Origin of the sequence: Mammaliicoccus stepanovicii (assembly GCF_002902525.1) — a bacterium.
GTDB lineage: Bacteria > Bacillota > Bacilli > Staphylococcales > Staphylococcaceae > Mammaliicoccus > Mammaliicoccus stepanovicii.
Genome location: NZ_PPQZ01000048.1, coordinates 1 through 17511 on the forward strand (window position 1 = coordinate 1; position 17511 = coordinate 17511).

Below are 17511 nucleotides of genomic sequence, written 5' to 3' on the forward strand. Positions count from 1 at the left end.
TCAATATACGAAAATTTATAACGTCATAAAATCTGGTCAAATTCCATTTGTATCCATAAAAAAACTAGCACAAAAATCTACTTTATCTTTATTTGTAAAAAAGGAAGAAGTGAAAGATTTACTGAATAAAGTTTTTATAGAACAATTCAACAGTAATATATTTATCTCTGGAACATTGACTGTAAATGAATCTTTTAATTCATTTAAATCAATGTTCGATCCACAAGTAGAATTTAAAAGTTATTTCTTAAATGAAATATATGATCTCAAAAATCAAGCAACTTGTTACGTCCCTGATCACATTCCAAATTATCAGTATGACAATCAAGATGAGTATATTGAAACAATTATTCAATATTTATCTACATTCGTTAGTGAAACAGACCAAAAATGTCTCGTTTTATTTACTAATTATTCGATGCTTTATCAAGCGTATAGATACATGGAAGAGTTAAGCATATTTGATGATTATGTCTTACTCATGCAACAACAACATTCTCAAGTTTATAAACTAGTACAGCAATTTAATCAATTTGATAAATCTATATTATTAGGAACATTATCTTTCTTTGAAGGCTTTGATTATCAGTCTTCAGGTATTAAATGCGTTATGATGACAAAACTTCCATTTATTCACCAAGAAGATCCAAGATATCATCTCATGAAAGATGAATTTGATAATCCTTTTAAAGATTTTGTATTACCTGATGCTGTTACAAAATTTAGACAAGGTATAGGGCGATTAATAAGAAATAAACATGATCAAGGACTACTTGTTTGTTTCGATAGAAGAATTCTCAATAGTACTTATAGTAAATTCTTTATAAATGCGTTAGGAGAAATTCCGGTAATAGAAGGCGACATCGATCGATTTAAGGATAAATTAAGAAAATATCCAAAGAGATAGAAGTATCCGGTAATATTTGATAAAATAGCGATAGGTAATTTATTTGAATAGGAGAAATAAATATGAATATAACGATTAAACAAGCTAAAGATTATGTTAATCAAGAAGTGACAATCGGTGCTTGGATTGCAAACAAACGATCTAGCGGAAAAATAGCATTCTTACAGTTAAGAGATGGAACTGGATTTATGCAAGGAGTAGTAGTTAAACAAGAAGTTTCAGAAGAAATTTTCCAATTAGCTAAATCATTAACACAAGAAACTTCATTATTTGTAACGGGTACAATAACTGAGGATGACCGTTCTAAATTTGGATATGAAATGCAAATAAGTGGAATAGAAGTTATTTCTGAATCACATGATTATCCAATTACACCCAAAAATCACGGTACTGAATTCTTAATGGACCATAGACATTTATGGTTACGTTCTAAGAGACAACATGCTGTTATGAAAATTAGAAACGAAATTATTCGTGCAACATATGAATTCTTTAATGATAATGGTTTCACAAAAATTGATCCTCCAATTTTAACAGGAAGCGCTCCTGAAGGTACAAGTGAATTGTTCCATACTAAATATTTTGACGAAGATGCCTTCCTTTCACAAAGTGGACAATTATATTTAGAAGCAGCTGCAATGGCACATGGAAGAGTATTCAGTTTCGGACCAACATTTAGAGCTGAAAAATCAAAAACGCGACGTCATTTAATTGAATTTTGGATGATTGAACCTGAAATGGCATTTATGAAACATGATCAAAGTTTAGAAGTTCAAGAAAATTACGTACATCATATCGTGAAATCAGTGCTAGAAAACTGTAAATTAGAATTAGATTTATTAGAAAGAGACACATCTAAATTAGAAAAAGTAGCAACACCTTTCCCACGTATTTCATATGATGATGCTATCGAGTTTCTACACAAAGAAGGATTTGATGATATTGAATGGGGAGATGATTTCGGATCACCTCATGAAACTGCTATAGCAAATCATTACGATAAACCAGTATTTATCGTTAATTATCCAACAAAAATTAAGCCATTCTATATGGAACCTAATCCAGAAAATCCTGACACAGTATTATGTGCAGATTTAATTGCACCAGAAGGTTATGGTGAGATTATAGGTGGATCTGAAAGAATAAGTGATTTAGATTTATTAAATAAGAGAATTGCAGAACATGGCTTAGATCCTGACGCATACAGTTATTACACTGACTTAAGAAAATACGGAAGTGTACCACATAGTGGATTTGGTTTAGGGCTTGAAAGAACAGTTGCTTGGTTAAGCGGCGTAGAACACGTAAGAGAAACTGCTCCTTTCCCAAGACTATTGAATCGTTTATACCCATAAATAATACGCCCAATTACTGGGCGTATTATTTCTATTAAGAAGAAGGTGAATCATATGTACACAAGCGACATGTTAAGAGATAAACCAGTGGTAATTCACAGATCGTTATTCGAACATTATGCAGACTTAGGTTTAAATGAAAAACAATTCGTAATTTTAATAAAATTGTTAGACAAGGAAAATGAACGTCATTTACAACCTCCATTAGAAGAATTACAAATAGGAACAAGCCTTTCACTACAAGAAGTGAGCCATGTCATCAATCAATTATCACAATTAAAATGTATAGACATTAAAATTGAAAAAGATGAAAACTATAAATACAATGAATTTATTTCTTTTGATCCGTTATATGAACAATTAGCACTTGTTCTAAACGAGAGTAAACAAGAAAACAAAGAACAACAAGAAACAGTTAAATTTAAAGTACTATTCCAAGAATTTGAGTCTACGTTTGGAAGACCTCTAACACCATTAGAGGTACAAACTTTAAGTCACTGGATAGATACAGATAAACATTCAAATGAATTAATACGAAGTGCTTTAAACGAAGCACACAGCTTAGATAAATTGAGCATTAAATATATAGATAGAATATTGTTAAATTGGAAGAAGAAAAATATTACAACTGTTGCATCTTCTAAAGAAGAAAGCGAAAAATTTAATCAAAATAAAAAACTTAAACAAAATGTCAATGCAATACCAATATTTGACTGGGTAAATGGAGAGAATCCTTATGATAAGTAAAAAGAAAGCATTAGAAATGCTCGACGTAATAGATGGTATGTTTCCCGATGCTGAATGTGAACTTGTTCATGAAAATCCTTTTGAATTAACCATTGCTGTATTACTTTCAGCGCAATGTACCGATGTATTAGTCAATAAAGTAACAAAATCTTTATTTAATAAATACAATACACCAGAAGATTATTTAGAAGTCAGTTTAGAAGAATTACAAGAAGATATAAGGTCAATCGGTTTATATCGTAATAAAGCTAAGAATATTCAAAAATTATGCCAATCATTAATTGAAAATTTTAATGGCATCATACCAAGCACACATCAAGAATTAGAGTCATTAGCTGGAGTAGGCAGAAAAACTGCGAACGTTGTTATGAGCGTGGCATTCGGTGAACCTTCACTAGCAGTAGATACTCATGTTGAACGTGTATCTAAAAGACTAGGGATTTGTAGAATTAAAGATAATGTAAGACAAGTTGAAGATAGACTTTGCAGCATAATCCCGAGATCCCGTTGGACGAAGAGTCATCATCAATTAATATTTTTCGGTAGATATCATTGTATTGCCCGTAAGCCGAAATGTGAAGTTTGTCCACTATTAAATGACTGTAGAGAAGGTCAAAAAAGATTAAAAGCCGGACTTGTAAAGGTTGAAGCATAATGATTCAAAAAGAAAATTTTCTTGAACTAGAAACTAAAATTGAGCCACTCGTCAAACAGAAGAAATTAAAATCAAATGAAGCAAAACAATTATTAGATCAATATTATACATTAATGATTCACTATTTAGAGCAAATTAATCAAATAGAATATTTCGATATTAATAAAATAGAAGAATATCCAATTATTCCAATGAATTTTATTGAAAGATATCACTATATAAATGAACGTAAGTATCACTTTATGGGATATAGACAAATGGTAACGCTCATAAATGAACTCATCAAAATGAACGCAAGATATCAATTAAAACGCAAAAGAGAAGCAAAACTTAACAACGATAACCAAAAGTAGGTTCATCATGTACCTTTATAATTTGAGTTTTGGACTAAAAAAGACCTGAGACATCATTGTCTCAGGTCTTTTTTTAATTATCTTTTTCAGCATTCTTGGCGGCATCTTTTGCTGCATTATCACCTGATGAGGAGCTTGGCTTTTCAGGTTTTGGTGCTTCTTGTGTTGGTGCTTCTTGTGTTGGTGCTTCCTCAGTAGGTTGTACTGCCGTACTTTGTTGCTGAGTTGTTTGTTGATTCGTATTTGCTTGATTATTCGAACTGTTAGTTTGTGGATCATTTGTTGTTACATTATTATTGTTATTTGAGAAATTATAGTTGCTACCTTGTTGCTCTTTATTACCAGTACTTGGTGCTGAACTACTTGTTGTTTGATTATCTTGGTTACCAGCTACACTTAAACTTTTGCCGCTACCTTCAACTGAATCTGGTTTTTCAAAGTCACTTCCATCATAATTTGATATTTGTGACATAACATCATTGAATAGTATTTGTGGTTTAATTTGTTCATCATGTCCTAAGAATGAATTTTCACCGTATTCTTTAACTTTAGTGAAGCCCATCCAAACTGACATTGTGTATTGTGGCGAATAGCCTGTAATCCAAACATCTTTCGCAGCATTTTCTGGTAATTGATATTTAGTATAAACTTCATCTCCATATGTTCCTGTACCCGTCTTAGCAGCTACATTCACACCACTGATTCCGTAACCATATGCAGAACCGTAAGCTTGGAAAGTACCTTTCAGCATTTCTGTAAGCATATAAGCAGTGTAGTCTTCCATAGCTTTGTGACTATCACTTGAGAATTTAATTGTTTCATCATCTTGTGTTACAACTTTTCTAATGGATTTAGCTTCATTGTAAGTTCCTCCGTTACCCATACTTGCAAATGCTGATGCTAATTGAGTAGGGGAGAATTCTGATTGTGATCCACCAAGCACTTCTGAAGGACCAATTTCATCTTTGTAATTTAAATTAACTTTCGATGCAAAGTCTTTAACTGCTTTGTCACCAGCATTTTGGTTCGTTTCTTGCCATGCTTTTAATGCTGGAATGTTATATGACCTAGCTAGTGCATCAGCCATTGTAACTGAACCGTGTCCTTGACCATCATAGTTTTTAAATATACTACCATTAATGTTATATTGATTTTCATCTTGGAACTTATGGTTTGTAGCATATTGCATATTTTCAATTGCTGGACCATAAGATAATATTGGCTTTAATGATGAACCAGTAGGGTGTAGGTCTGTTGCCTGATTTCGATCAACGACATCTTTATAATTTTTACCACCACTTATACCAACTAACTTACCTGTCTTAGTATCAACGATAGAAGATCCGGTAATTTGATCTTTATTCTTATAGAAACTACCGTTATCAACAGAGTTTTGTAAAGTTTTTTGAACATCTTGATCCATATTAGTATAAATCTTAAGTCCACTTGTCATAATGTCATTCAATGACTGGTTCTTGAATGCTTTATTTTGAGTAAGTTCTTGTTTCACATAATTTACGTATGAAGCATACTCATTATCAGGAGTTTGTGTCATTGCTTCATTTCGTTCTTCTATTGTTCGTTTGACTAAATTCTTATCTATCGGTGTATCTTGCGCTTCTTTCATTTCTTTCTTCGTAATTCTACCATGTCTTTCCATTAAGTATAAAACTGTGTCTTTACGTTTTTCAGCAGCATCAGGATTGTCATAAATATTATATTGATTTGGAACCTGAGGTAAACCAGCTAAATAAGCTGTTTCTGCTAAATTTAGATCTTTAAGATTTTTATCAAAGTAATATTTAGAAGCTGTTTGTGACCCATAAATACCATCTGAATAATAAATTTTGTTTAAATACATTTCAAAAATTTCATCTTTTGAGTATTCTTGTTCTAATCTATAAGAAAGGTAAGCTTCTTGAGCTTTTCTTTCAATTGATTTCTTATCTGTTAAGAAAGCACGTTTAACAACTTGTTGAGTTAAAGTCGATGCACCTTGTGCACCAAATCCTCCAGTAAAGTTCTTCATTACTGCGCCAGATAAACGTTTGTAATCAAGAGCCCCATGATCATAAAATCTATTATCCTCAGTTGCCAATACTGCATCTTTCATTCTATCTGGGACTTCATCAAATTTTACGTGTTCTCTTTTTTGGCCCATATAAAGTGTTGTTACTAGTTTGTCGTTTTTATCGTAAATTTTAGTGGGTAATTGGTCCTTTAGTGCACTTTCATTGAAAGCAGGAGCTTTCCACGCATAATATGCAAATAATAGAACACCTACTATTACCATTGCTAAGAATGCTAAGAACAAAATTCCAAACACCTTGATTACTGTTCGTTTGACATTCCTCTTTTTCTTAGGTTGTTCTTTGTTATTTTTGCTATTAGAAGCATTTGATTGACTCATTTGAGCGCCTCACTTTCCATTGTTATCAATTGGTCAACTATTTTTATGTAGTCTAATCTTGGTCGATATTGGTATGGAATTAAATATCCATCATGCTCAATTTCTTTGATGGTGATAGACTTTTTGCCACCAGATTTATACCTGTCCCAATATACCATAAATTCCCTAAATGGCAATAAAAACACGCTATCATGATAGGTGAATTTTATCAATAAGAAACATATACCTTTTTGTTTTAAAACTTGCTGCATATGTGAAACCTGGTGATCATGAATATTATTTAAAGGAAAACTGGTTTTATTTTTAGTTTCTTTCGCTTCAAAATCAATATAATAACCATTGTACACACCATTATAATCAGTAGTTGAAGGTTTTCTAAAATAAGCTTCTTTTATAACAGCTTTTTGTCTTTTAGGATAATCAACTTCTACTATTTGAATAGGTGTGGGTTTCTTATGAATAATCGCAATGTTTTCTGACCTCAAAAATTGATTAGACTTATCAATTTCTTCTTCTAAATTCATACCACGTTTTCCATAATTTATTTTACTATAATCTTTGGATTTTTGTTGTAGGACTTTAGAAGTATTTTTGGTTATTCTTTTACCATTTGGATAATTCAATTTAATCACCTTGTTTTGCATCATAAAAACTCTACATATTATACCTTATTTCATTATAAGTTACAAAAGTTTTTTATGAAACATATATATTCTAGAAGTTTTCTAGTTATGTTATCATTTTATCGTGGGTTAATTTAAATTACAAACTTGAACGATAGTAGGGATAATTATGTTACAAGATCTTATAAACAAACTTTCTAATATGGAACAAACATTTAAATTCGCAAAAAATGACTATGAATATGATTTTTATCAAGATGTTGTACCGTTTGTTGAACAAGTAGATCAATTATTAGAGCATTTACTAGAACAAAAGCATAATATTTTGAAGTTACAATATATGAATGAACAAAAATTTCAATTACTTATTGATAATTACAAAGAGCTCTCTGTTGAGTGTCACTACAAACGTACAAGCAAGAAATTATTTCTCGAAAAGTTTAAAGCGGTCCAACATGATTTAAATTATATAAAAACACATCTAGGTGATTTATCATGACGTCAATATACTTTACGGGATATAAACCTTTTGAATTGAACATATTTAAAGATGATCAAACTGAAGTAAAGGTTATTAAAGCTTATATTAAAGACATTATCGAAAACGAAATCGAAGAAGGGCTTGAATGGGTCATTATTTCAGGTCAATTAGGTTTCGAAATGTGGTCTGCAGAAGTAACAATAGAATTGAAAGAAAAGTATCCAGACTTGAAATTAGCTGTGCTGACACCATTTTTAAATCATTATAATAAATGGAACGAAACGAACCAAAGTAAATATCAAAATATCATTTCGAGTGCAGATTATGTTAATGCGATACACCAAAGTGAATATCAAGGTGGATTCCAATTTCAACAGGCAAATGATTTTATTTTAAATAATACGGATAAGACTATTTTGTTTTATGACGATGAACAAGAAGCATCGCCAAAGTATTTCAAAAGTAAGTTAGTTGATTTTGCTGAAAAGAAAAATTATACTTATAATGTTATAACATTCATGGATTTACAAGACTTTATGGAATTTAATTTTACAAATGAAAAAGAATCTGACTAAAAGAGGTGTAATTATGGCTGATGTTTCATTAAAACTATCTGCTAAAGATATTTACGAGAAGGAATTCGAAAGAGGTTTAAGAGGCTTTAAAACCGAAGAAGTTGATGCTTTCTTAGATGACATTATTTCTGATTATCAAAAAATGGCTGACTTAAATAATGAAGTAATTAAATTAACAGAAGAAAATAGTAAATTAAATAAAGAAATTGAACAACTACGAATTAGAGTTGCTTCAGGAAGACCACAAGGATCACAACAATATAACTCTAATAATGTTGATTTATTAAAGAGAATTTCAAATTTAGAAAAAGCAGTATTTGGCGAATAATTAATAGTTATTTAACGTCGTTTATGCTATAATTCTATGTTGAGTGGTATTTCGGATAACCGCTACATTATGTAGAGGAAAGTCCATGCTCACACATTCTGAGATGAATGTAGTGTTCGTGCTTGGTGAAACAATAAGCCAAGGCAATTAATTGACGGCAACGAACTAGCCTAAGTTATTTATAATATGGTTATAGTAGTTTGAAAGTGCCACAGTGACGTAGCTTCTATAGAAATGTAGAAGGTGGAACGCGGTAAACCCCTCGAGTGAGCAATCCAAAATTGGTAGGAGCACTTCTTTGACGGAAATGAACGGAATGAGAAGGTATGATATTCATACAGACAGATGGTTATCACTGGCGTACGAGTGTAGCTAGTACACGTTAGAAGTACTAAAGGACAGAACATGGCTTACAGATTTATCACTTACTAGTTTGCTCTCCCAAGTAGGAGAGCTTTTTATTTGTAAACTTAAATAAATTAAATATAAAGGAGTATATACATGTATCAATTACTCGCAACTAGTCCAATGGGATTAGAATCAATTGTCGCTAAAGAAGTTCAAGAATTAGGTTATGAAACAACCGTAGAAAACGGACGCGTCCTTTTTGAAGGAGATGAAACAGCAATCGTAAAGGCTAACTTATGGCTACGTACTGCTGACCGTGTCAAGATTGTCATCGGTAGATTTCATGCTACAACATTTGATGAACTTTTTGAAAAAACAAAAGCACTTCCTTGGGAAAGCGTTATTGGAGCGCAAGGTATGTTTCCTGTACAAGGTAAAAGCTTAAAATCAAAATTATTTAGCGTATCTGACTGTCAAGCAATCGTGAAAAAAGCAATTGTTGAAAGACTTAAACATGTATATAACATTAAAGGCTGGATAGATGAATCAGGTAGTAAATATCAAGTCGAAGTTGCATTATTAAAGGATGAGGCATTTTTAACAATTGATACTTCTGGTGCTGGACTACATAAACGTGGTTATAGATTAGCACAAGGTGAAGCACCAATGAAAGAAACATTAGCTGCTGCGCTCGTTAAGCTAACTAACTGGAGCGGTGAAACACCATTTATTGATCCATTCTGTGGTTCAGGTACACTTGCAATTGAAGCATGTCTTATTGCGCAAAATATTGCACCAGGGTTTAATAGAGAATTCGCTAGTGAAGAATGGGATATCATTCCTGAAGGCTTATATGACAAGTTGAGACAAGAAGCAGACGATGCTGCACTTTATGATAAAGAAATCAATATAGTAGCAAGCGATATCGATCCTAAAATGGTAGAGATTGCTAAAGCAAATGCTGTCGAAGTTGGATTAGGTGATGTGATTAAATTCAAAGTACAAGATGTTCATGATTTAGAAGTGCCAGATGGGCAAGTTTCTATTATTGGAAATCCACCGTACGGAGAAAGAATTGGGGAACGCAGCGAAGTTGAGGCTATGTATAAACATCTAGGACAACTTATGAAACAAAACGATCAAATTTCTTTATACATGTTAACAAGTTACAAAGAATTTGAGCCATTAGTTGGTAAGAAAGCCACTAAAAGAAGAAAACTTTTTAACGGTTATATTGAGTGTACATATTATCAATATTGGGGTAAAAGAAAATAACAAAAAAGCAGGACAGAAATCTTTAAACAAAGATTTCTGTCCTGCTTTTTTAATTTTACCACAATTTACCTTCACCAAGTCCTTTAGCTCCAGGAGGTGGATCAATAAACATTTGTCCGATTGGAACAGTATATGCGATTAATATAAGTAATACAGTTACAACAATTAAGAATCTCCAATTTTCTACTAACTTAGTAACTGGTTGATACTCATCAAGTGATTGCGCAACTGGATATTCCTCTTCACCTTTAGGCGCTAAAAATGCTAATTGAATAAATACCATCACGACTAATATTATAGAAATAAATAGTATCGTACCACCAACTGCTTGTAATACTTGATAAGGAATCCATTCAGCAGCTTGTTTAGCTCCGCCATATTCTGAATAAGTTGAACGTCTTGGTGCGCCTTTTACTAAACCTACATAATGCATTGCTGCACTCATAATTGTCATACCGATTGCCCATGTATAACCTTGAATAAGTGCAAGTTTATTCGTAAACTTAGTTAGTTTTCTACCTGTACAATGTGGTATTAACCAATACATCATGCCAAAGAAAGTTAATATAACAGCTGATGCAACTGTTAAATGGAAATGACCAGTTACCCAAATTGTATTGTGTATAAGTCCATTCATTTGTGCAGAAGCATTAACTAAACCACCAGCTCCTCCAGGAATAAAAGCTAACATCCCTAAGAAAGGTAAAACAAATCTTGCATCATTCCACGGTAAAGCTTTAAACCAACCAAATAATCCTTTAAATCCTAAAGTACGTCCATGGTTTTCAAATGTTGCAAAGAGGCTGAATGCTGTCATAAATGAAGGTACGACAACCATAAATGTTAATATTACTTGGAAATACTTCCAAAAATCTTCGATACCTGGTTCAACAAGTTGATGATGAATACCAACAGGAATACTAAAGAATAAGAAGAGCATGAATGACATTCTTGCTAAATTATCAGAGAATGCTTTTCCACCGATAATCTTTGGTACAATGGCATACCAACACATATATGCAGGTAATAACCAAAAGTACACAAGAGCATGTCCAAAATACCAAAATAATGTTCTACTTAATGTTACATCTACTCTTTCAACTAAACCTAATGACCAAGGAATAAGCTGCAATAATACTGTAGCCGCAACCCCTAAAGAACATACGAACCACATAACACCATTGATTGTTACCATGTAGCTTAAAAGAGGAGATTTCTTTGTAGGATTTTGTTTTTTGAATTCTACGTACTTTAGAATTTGTCCTAATATTGAAATCCAGCTTCCGACAACTACTAATGCCATACCAACATAAAAAATTACATGAGCTTGTAATGGTGCATAAAATGTATATAAAACGGTTGCCTTATTTAATAACACCATTGTCGCGGCCATAACTGTACCAATTAACATTACAAAGAATCCTATCCAACCTAAACGTCTTTGTAATGGTGTTAAATTCCCACAAGTTTTTGCAACTGCTGAATATTGAAATCCTAGAATAAAGAAAGTAGTTAAAACAAGTGCCAACACAATACCATGTACTGTTAGTATTTGGTAATATGAAATACTCTTTGGCAGTTGTAACATACCTGATCTAACAAAAGTCTGTAATAAACCAGCTAATCCTCCAAGGATAAGACATGAAATCGCGACATACATATGTGCCATAACAAGTTTGCTATCTTGTTTGCTTAAGCGTTCTATCATTTTTTATCCACAACCTTTATCATTGACTTCATATCCGCATGACCAATACCACAGTATTCATTACAGATAATGAGATATTCAGCTTTTTTGTCGAACTTTTTGACATATTCACTAATATGTCCTGGTTCAAGCATCATATTGACGTTCGTTCCAGGTAAATTAAAACCGTGTAACGTATCTTTGCTTGTAGCAATAATTTTAACTGTTGATCCTTTAGGTATTTCAACATTCCCAGGTTGATAGTTAAAAGCAGAAGCTACAAACACTAATTCGTAATCATAATTTTTTCCTTTTACTTTGTGTAAACCAGGCTTATTAAAAGGCTCAATTTGGTCAACCTTATCAGGATTAATATATTCCCGTCCTGATGCTGCAGGTGTATGTCCATTGTGTAATCCCGTAATAATCAATATAACTAAAAACACAATCAATGAACCTGTCCCTACAGATAGCCATAGCTTTTCATATTTATGCACAAAAAACACCCCTTACATTCTTAATAAAAATATAATAAAACAAACTACCCATAATACTACAAAAATTCCTCCCACTGTAAATACAGAATAAAGCGTGCCCCGAAGGTCTAAATCATCATGTGAATGATCTTTAGACGTAGTAATTTGGTCTTTATTTTGGACTGCCATATGATTCATCCTTTCTTATATACTCTTCATTACTTATAATAGAGGAGAGATAGAAAAAATAATGTGATATAAATCACATTATTGAAATTATTTGTTGAAATTGAAGGGGAATTATAATGGAAAGTAATCAAGAAGCTTTAGATTTATTATATAAATTAAAAAAAGAAATCGAAAAATCATCTAATATTTTATTAACGAAACAAATTAACGAAATGATTAAGAAATTATACAACGAGCAATACACGGTAAGTTTTGTTGGACATTTTTCTGCAGGTAAATCTACATTAATAAACAATGTTATTGGTCAAAACATCTTACCAAGTTCGCCAGTTCCAACAACAAGCAACACAGCACAACTTGTGTCTTCTGATGACAACAAAATTACAGTGAATTTAAACGATAACCAATATACCATTGTTAAAGAACATGAAGAGGTCAAAAGATTAAATACTGAAGATAAGAAAGTAGAATCAATCGAAATAAACTTTAATTCTGACAGATTTAATAATGGATTCACGTTTCAAGATACACCAGGCGTTGACTCAATGCGTGATAATCATAGAGAAAGCGCATTTCAATATTTGTTAACTTCTAATTTTGTTTTCTATACAGTGGATTATAACCATGTTCAATCAGACATGAATTTTAATTTTATTAAAACGCTTAATCAACTTGAAATTCCAGTTATTTTAGTAGTAAATCAAATAGATAAGCATGATGAAGACGAGATTCCATTTGATACTTATAAGCGACGTGTCAATAAGTCCATTCATGATTGGCAACTTGTAGTTGAGAAGGTATTCTATGTTTCAAAATTCGAAACACCATTTAATGAGAGTAAAATGTTTAATCAATATATACACCTGTTAGATGAACATCGTACTGATAACCAATTATTTGTTGAACGCGTTACGAATTATATTAAGCAAGAACAGTTAAATTATATTCATAATAATATGGAAGAAATATTATTTAATATTGACTCTACAGATGCAAATTTTGATAACGATTATAAAGCTTATCTTGAAAAACATGACATCCAGAACGAACAATCCATTATTCAAGATAAAGATAAATTTACTCAAAACTTAAAAGATATTAGAAAAGAAATTCTAGATAACGCATATATTATGCCATATGAAATGAGAGAGACCATTCGTAAATATTTAGAGACTACAGCCAAAGATTACAAAGTAAAAGGTTTATTTAATAAAGAACAAAAGAAACAGGAACTTCAACAAAAACATTTAAATAATGTAAAAGAACAATTGGATGCTAAAATACATGATGAAATCACAAAAGTATGGATCAAATCTTTAAAAAATCTAAACAAATATATTACGGACCCAAAATTATTTGAACAAATAATAAACCAAAAATACGAAATTGATAATGATGACCTAGCTGAACATGTTCAAGAACAAACTGCCATAACAAATGACTATGTATTAATTTATTCAAATGGTATTACCGATATTATTAACAAAAAAATTCGTAAAGAGACAAACCAGTTAATACAAGATATTGTGAATAAAAGCGAAGTCCATATAGAATCAAATCAAAGTGATGATAAATTGAAAGAATATGAAGCATATGACGCATTAAGATCACTTGAAAACTCATTAATCACAAATAATTTCAAACATTATTATATTCACCTAGATGAGTCGATTGATAAACTAATAGATCGTAAATTTATTCCAATAGAAGACATTCAATTATCACGGAACATTGAGAAACCAAGACAGAACCATAAATCTCAATCTCAACAACAAGAAATTAATATGCATAAAGTAAAAGAACAATTAACAAAGATGAATAACCTACCTGTTTACAAAACAGAACTTGAAAATATCCATCAACAAATAAATCGTATCGATGAGAATATTACAAAAATAGCAGTCTTTGGTACGTTTAGTGCAGGGAAAAGTAGTTTAATTAATGCAATTTTAAAGAAACCCATTTTAACAAGTTCGCCAAATCCAACAACTGCAAGTATTACCGAAATAAGTTATGGAAATAAACAAGAGGTTACATTCAAATCATATAATCAGCTATTAGAAGAAATTAATCATATTACAGAAGTTGCAAACAGTACATATGAAACTATAGAGGATTTCATAAAAGACAAAGATATTAGCAGCCATTCTGCCTTATCTAGCCACCATGTTTCATTCTTTGATGCAATCAGAACGAATTTCAATCATTATAAAGACATTCTTATCGATAACAATGCCGTTGAATTTCAATTAGATGAATTAGAAAAATTAACTGCTGATGATACACATGCAGCTTTTGTTCATAAGATCAATTTAAGATTACAAGAAGATTGGCTTAAAGATAAAATCATCATCGATTCACCAGGATTAAATTCTAATAATCAACGACATACTCGAGAAACTGAGCATATCATTTCATCAAGTGATTTAATTATTTACGTAAGTTACTATAATCATGCATTTACAGATAAGGACGCTGATTTTCTAACTTATATGCGAGATATAAATAATTTACAACAATCACAAGGGATAAAGTTTGTGATAAATGCGATTGATTTGGCCGAATCAGATGAAGATAGAGAAGCAGTCATATCTTATGTAGCATCATCACTGGCAAACTTGAACATATCATCTGATATATATCCTGTTTCAAGCAAGAAGGCACTACAATCATATGATGACTATTTCACTCATTTCAAAGATTCTGTGAATCAATTTGTAGAAATTGAAAGTAAGACTGTTCTTCAAGCACAAGTTGAATCAAGAATGAATCAACTCATTAATGAACTCGAAGAAACCGTGAATACTTACAGAATGGATATTAATCTTTTTGAAAATAAAAAGCGTAAACTAAACGAATATAAAAACTCAGAAAACTTTTCAGAACAAATAGTTACGAAATCACATCATCAATTAGACAAAGAAATAAATGACCAACTCTATTATTTAAAGGACAGACTTTATATCCAATTAAATGATATCGTAAAAAAACACTTTAATACTTCGACAGTTACAGATGATTTTAAACAATCATTACAAATAAGTACGAAGCAGTATACTGATGATATTAATCAAAAGTTAAGTCTTGAAAGCTCATTAATAGCTGAACGTCTGAAAACATTCTATAATAAAGTCTTTGATGATTTATTAACACCCAAAATTGTAGAATTGAACGAAGCATCCATATTAATATCTAAGTTTAAACATCAATTTGTTAACGAACAAATTCCAGAAGCACTAAGTATCAATATTAAAGCATTATCTAGTCAATCAATCAGTTCAATTTCGAAGAGAGATTTAATTAAGAGCACTAAAGCTAAAGATGTTCAGTCAGACATATTAAATGATACAATATCATTATTAACAGAGCCGATTGAAACATTTAAACAAAGTCTATTTAATAACTTAGAAGGTTACGATAAAATCGCGAAAGATTATATTAATGAATATAATCGAGAAACACAACAAATTATCGAATCATACTTAAATACAACCATAGACAATAACGTTATAGAACAAATAGAAGAAATCTTGAAAGAGATATAAGGAGAACGATATGAGTAGAAGAATATTATTAATCGATGGCATGGCATTATTGTTTAGACATTTTTATGCAACAAGTATACACAAACAGTTTATGAGAGATTCCAATGGTACACCCACAAATGCGGTTCAAGGATTCATAAGACACACATATACTGCATTGCATGATATTAAGCCTACACATATTGCAATATGTTGGGATATGGGATCAAAGACATTTAGAAATGATATGTTTGAAATGTATAAATCAAATAGAGTAGCACCACCTGAAGAAATGATTCCTCAGTTTGATAAAGCAAAAGAAATTGCCGAAAAATTAGGTTTCTTAAATTTAGGGATATTAAACTATGAAGCGGATGACTTAATAGGCACGATTAGTAAACGCGCTCAAGAACAAGGTGATCAAACTTACATTGTGAGTGGTGATAGAGACTTACTTCAATGTATAGATACCAACGTAGATATTTGGTTAACAAAGAAAGGTTTTAATATTTATAATAAATATAACTTGGAAAGATTTATTGAAGAGTATGGATTGCAACCACACCAATTAGTAGATGTAAAAGCATTCATGGGAGACACTGCAGACGGTTATCCTGGTGTAAAAGGTATCGGAGAAAAAACTGCGATTAAATTAATTCAAGAATATCAAACTGTAGAAAACGTAATCGATCATGTAGAAGAATTAACAAAAGGACAACAAACGAAAATATTAACATATAAAGAAGATTTATATATGTCGAAGAAGTTAGCACAAATTCACTTAGATGTTCCAATTAAAACAGAAGATCTATTTAATAAGATGAAATATGAATATGCATTAGAACATTCTGTTAATATATGTAACAACCATGAACTATATGTATCAAGTAAATATTTAACGACAAATTATCTTTAATAATAAAACACCTTACGAAGAGGGCGCAATTCAATGCACACTTTGTAAGGTGTTTTGTTATGAGATTAACTATTTATTTTTCAAATATTTTCTTAAAGCAGCTTGTGCTAAATGATTCGATTCTTTATTTTGAGCACGTGGTATCCATTTTACAAAGATTAAATCAAACTTTTGTTCAATCGATTTATATTGCTCAAAGTATGGTTTGAAAGCTTTGTTTTTGACATAATTTTTATCAATACTATCAGCAATCAATTTAGAATCAGTATAGATTAATGCATTTTTAACATTTAAATTTTTAGCTTCTTCCAAGGAGTATATAAATGCTTCCCATTCTGCACGATGATTATCAAGCAAACCAAGTGATTTTGTAAATTGATGTCTTAAGCCATCAATAATAATTACAACAGCACAACAACTCTCTCCTGGATTCCCTTTAGTAGCAGCATCAAAATATATTTGTGGCAAATTATTCAACTCTTTCACTTTTAAGATGTGTTACCTAAAACATACATCATACTACGTATAATAACAAATACTAAATACTAAATAAGAACCTTGCTAATGTCAACACACATAAAATCATTATAAAATTATATATTTTTATTATAGATTTAACTTAAAATACTATTTACTAAATGCTTAAAAAGTTTTATAATGAA

At 31.1% G+C, this 17511-nt stretch carries 16 protein-coding genes and 1 other RNA gene; 12 read left to right on the forward strand and 5 right to left on the reverse strand.

Translation table 11 applies throughout. From position 1 onward, the window contains the following. From CD111_RS08060 to CD111_RS08080, 5 genes are all read left to right on the forward strand, one after another. Nucleotides 1–907: helicase C-terminal domain-containing protein (locus tag CD111_RS08060; RefSeq protein WP_276308552.1), on the forward strand; the 907-nt coding region annotated here is incomplete at its 5' end. Nucleotides 908–969: 62 nt separating this feature from the next. After that, a complete protein-coding gene (gene asnS, locus CD111_RS08065) occupies nucleotides 970–2262 on the forward strand; it encodes an asparagine--tRNA ligase (RefSeq protein WP_095087986.1) in 1293 nt (430 codons plus the stop codon). 54 nt (nucleotides 2263–2316) lie between these two features. Then, nucleotides 2317–3009, forward strand: a complete 693-nt coding sequence (locus tag CD111_RS08070) for a DnaD domain-containing protein (protein WP_095087988.1) — start codon at nucleotides 2317–2319, stop codon at nucleotides 3007–3009. After that, complete coding sequence (gene nth, locus CD111_RS08075) at nucleotides 2999–3664, forward strand: endonuclease III (RefSeq protein ID WP_095087990.1); 666 nt, start codon at nucleotides 2999–3001, stop codon at nucleotides 3662–3664. Before CD111_RS08070 ends, nth begins: the two co-directional genes overlap by 11 nt. Beyond that, the gene (locus tag CD111_RS08080; protein ID WP_095087991.1) at nucleotides 3664–4017 is read left to right on the forward strand and encodes a YpoC family protein; all 354 of its coding nucleotides are present in this window, start codon (nucleotides 3664–3666) and stop codon (nucleotides 4015–4017) included. The genes nth and CD111_RS08080 overlap by 1 nt, the downstream gene beginning before the upstream one ends. Nucleotides 4018–4090: 73 nt before the next feature. On the opposite strand, the gene CD111_RS08085 is transcribed toward CD111_RS08080, so the two are convergent. Both CD111_RS08085 and recU read right to left on the reverse strand, forming a co-directional pair. Next, a complete protein-coding gene (locus CD111_RS08085; RefSeq protein WP_095087993.1) occupies nucleotides 4091–6427 on the reverse strand; it encodes a transglycosylase domain-containing protein in 2337 nt (778 codons plus the stop codon). Further along, nucleotides 6424–7050 carry a Holliday junction resolvase RecU gene (recU, locus tag CD111_RS08090; RefSeq protein ID WP_095090118.1) on the reverse strand — a complete coding sequence of 209 codons (627 nt, stop codon included), beginning with the start codon at nucleotides 7048–7050 and terminating at the stop codon, nucleotides 6424–6426. The genes CD111_RS08085 and recU overlap by 4 nt, the downstream gene beginning before the upstream one ends. Before the next feature lie 169 nt (nucleotides 7051–7219). Between recU and CD111_RS08095 the strand changes: the two genes are divergently transcribed. The 5 genes from CD111_RS08095 (at nucleotide 7220) to CD111_RS08115 (ending at nucleotide 10057) form a co-directional block, all read left to right on the forward strand. Then, nucleotides 7220–7549, forward strand: coding sequence for a DUF1798 family protein (locus CD111_RS08095; RefSeq protein WP_095087995.1), 330 nt, complete (start codon nucleotides 7220–7222; stop codon nucleotides 7547–7549). Continuing rightward, nucleotides 7543–8106, forward strand: coding sequence for an SLOG family protein (locus CD111_RS08100; RefSeq protein ID WP_169712013.1), 564 nt, complete (start codon nucleotides 7543–7545; stop codon nucleotides 8104–8106). The genes CD111_RS08095 and CD111_RS08100 overlap by 7 nt, the downstream gene beginning before the upstream one ends. A gap of 13 nt (nucleotides 8107–8119) precedes the next feature. Then, nucleotides 8120–8434: a cell division regulator GpsB gene (gpsB, locus tag CD111_RS08105; protein WP_095087998.1), complete on the forward strand. Its 315-nt coding sequence runs from the start codon at nucleotides 8120–8122 to the stop codon at nucleotides 8432–8434. Between the two features lie 47 nt (nucleotides 8435–8481). Next, nucleotides 8482–8852: RNase P RNA component class B (rnpB, locus tag CD111_RS08110), an RNA gene on the forward strand. 83 nt (nucleotides 8853–8935) lie between these two features. Beyond that, complete coding sequence (locus tag CD111_RS08115; protein WP_095087999.1) at nucleotides 8936–10057, forward strand: THUMP domain-containing class I SAM-dependent RNA methyltransferase; 1122 nt, start codon at nucleotides 8936–8938, stop codon at nucleotides 10055–10057. 55 nt (nucleotides 10058–10112) lie between these two features. Here CD111_RS08115 and CD111_RS08120 read toward each other — a convergent pair whose 3' ends face one another. Then, nucleotides 10113–11765 carry a b(o/a)3-type cytochrome-c oxidase subunit 1 gene (locus tag CD111_RS08120; RefSeq protein WP_095088001.1) on the reverse strand — a complete coding sequence of 551 codons (1653 nt, stop codon included), beginning with the start codon at nucleotides 11763–11765 and terminating at the stop codon, nucleotides 10113–10115. Beyond that, a complete protein-coding gene (locus CD111_RS08125) occupies nucleotides 11762–12241 on the reverse strand; it encodes a cupredoxin domain-containing protein (RefSeq protein ID WP_095088003.1) in 480 nt (159 codons plus the stop codon). Before CD111_RS08125 ends, CD111_RS08120 begins: the two co-directional genes overlap by 4 nt. Before the next feature lie 284 nt (nucleotides 12242–12525). Between CD111_RS08125 and CD111_RS08135 the strand changes: the two genes are divergently transcribed. Continuing rightward, entirely contained in the window at nucleotides 12526–15954 is a 3429-nt protein-coding gene (locus CD111_RS08135) for a dynamin family protein (protein WP_095088004.1), read from the forward strand. Nucleotides 15955–15964: 10 nt separating this feature from the next. Continuing rightward, nucleotides 15965–16849 (forward strand): 5'-3' exonuclease, encoded by an 885-nt coding sequence (locus CD111_RS08140; RefSeq protein WP_095088006.1) that lies wholly within the window; start codon nucleotides 15965–15967, stop codon nucleotides 16847–16849. Nucleotides 16850–16918: 69 nt separating this feature from the next. Here the strand turns inward: CD111_RS08140 and CD111_RS08145 are convergent, their stop codons facing one another. Further along, nucleotides 16919–17317, reverse strand: coding sequence for a ribonuclease HI family protein (locus CD111_RS08145; protein ID WP_095088007.1), 399 nt, complete (start codon nucleotides 17315–17317; stop codon nucleotides 16919–16921). Nucleotides 17318–17511: the final 194 nt, after the last annotated feature.

What these genes read in the sequence shown, in the direction of transcription:
- asnS (WP_095087986.1), top strand. Translation starts at nt 970, where the DNA reads ATGAATATAACGATTAAACAAGCTAAAGATTATGTTAATCAAGAAGTG.
- CD111_RS08070 (WP_095087988.1), top strand. Translation starts at nt 2,317, where the DNA reads ATGTACACAAGCGACATGTTAAGAGATAAACCAGTGGTAATTCACAGA.
- nth (WP_095087990.1), top strand. Translation starts at nt 2,999, where the DNA reads ATGATAAGTAAAAAGAAAGCATTAGAAATGCTCGACGTAATAGATGGT.
- CD111_RS08080 (WP_095087991.1), top strand. Translation starts at nt 3,664, where the DNA reads ATGATTCAAAAAGAAAATTTTCTTGAACTAGAAACTAAAATTGAGCCA.
- CD111_RS08085 (WP_095087993.1), bottom strand. Translation starts at nt 6,427, where the DNA reads ATGAGTCAATCAAATGCTTCTAATAGCAAAAATAACAAAGAACAACCT.
- CD111_RS08095 (WP_095087995.1), top strand. Translation starts at nt 7,220, where the DNA reads ATGTTACAAGATCTTATAAACAAACTTTCTAATATGGAACAAACATTT.
- gpsB (WP_095087998.1), top strand. Translation starts at nt 8,120, where the DNA reads ATGGCTGATGTTTCATTAAAACTATCTGCTAAAGATATTTACGAGAAG.
- CD111_RS08115 (WP_095087999.1), top strand. Translation starts at nt 8,936, where the DNA reads ATGTATCAATTACTCGCAACTAGTCCAATGGGATTAGAATCAATTGTC.
- CD111_RS08120 (WP_095088001.1), bottom strand. Translation starts at nt 11,765, where the DNA reads ATGATAGAACGCTTAAGCAAACAAGATAGCAAACTTGTTATGGCACAT.
- CD111_RS08135 (WP_095088004.1), top strand. Translation starts at nt 12,526, where the DNA reads ATGGAAAGTAATCAAGAAGCTTTAGATTTATTATATAAATTAAAAAAA.
- CD111_RS08140 (WP_095088006.1), top strand. Translation starts at nt 15,965, where the DNA reads ATGAGTAGAAGAATATTATTAATCGATGGCATGGCATTATTGTTTAGA.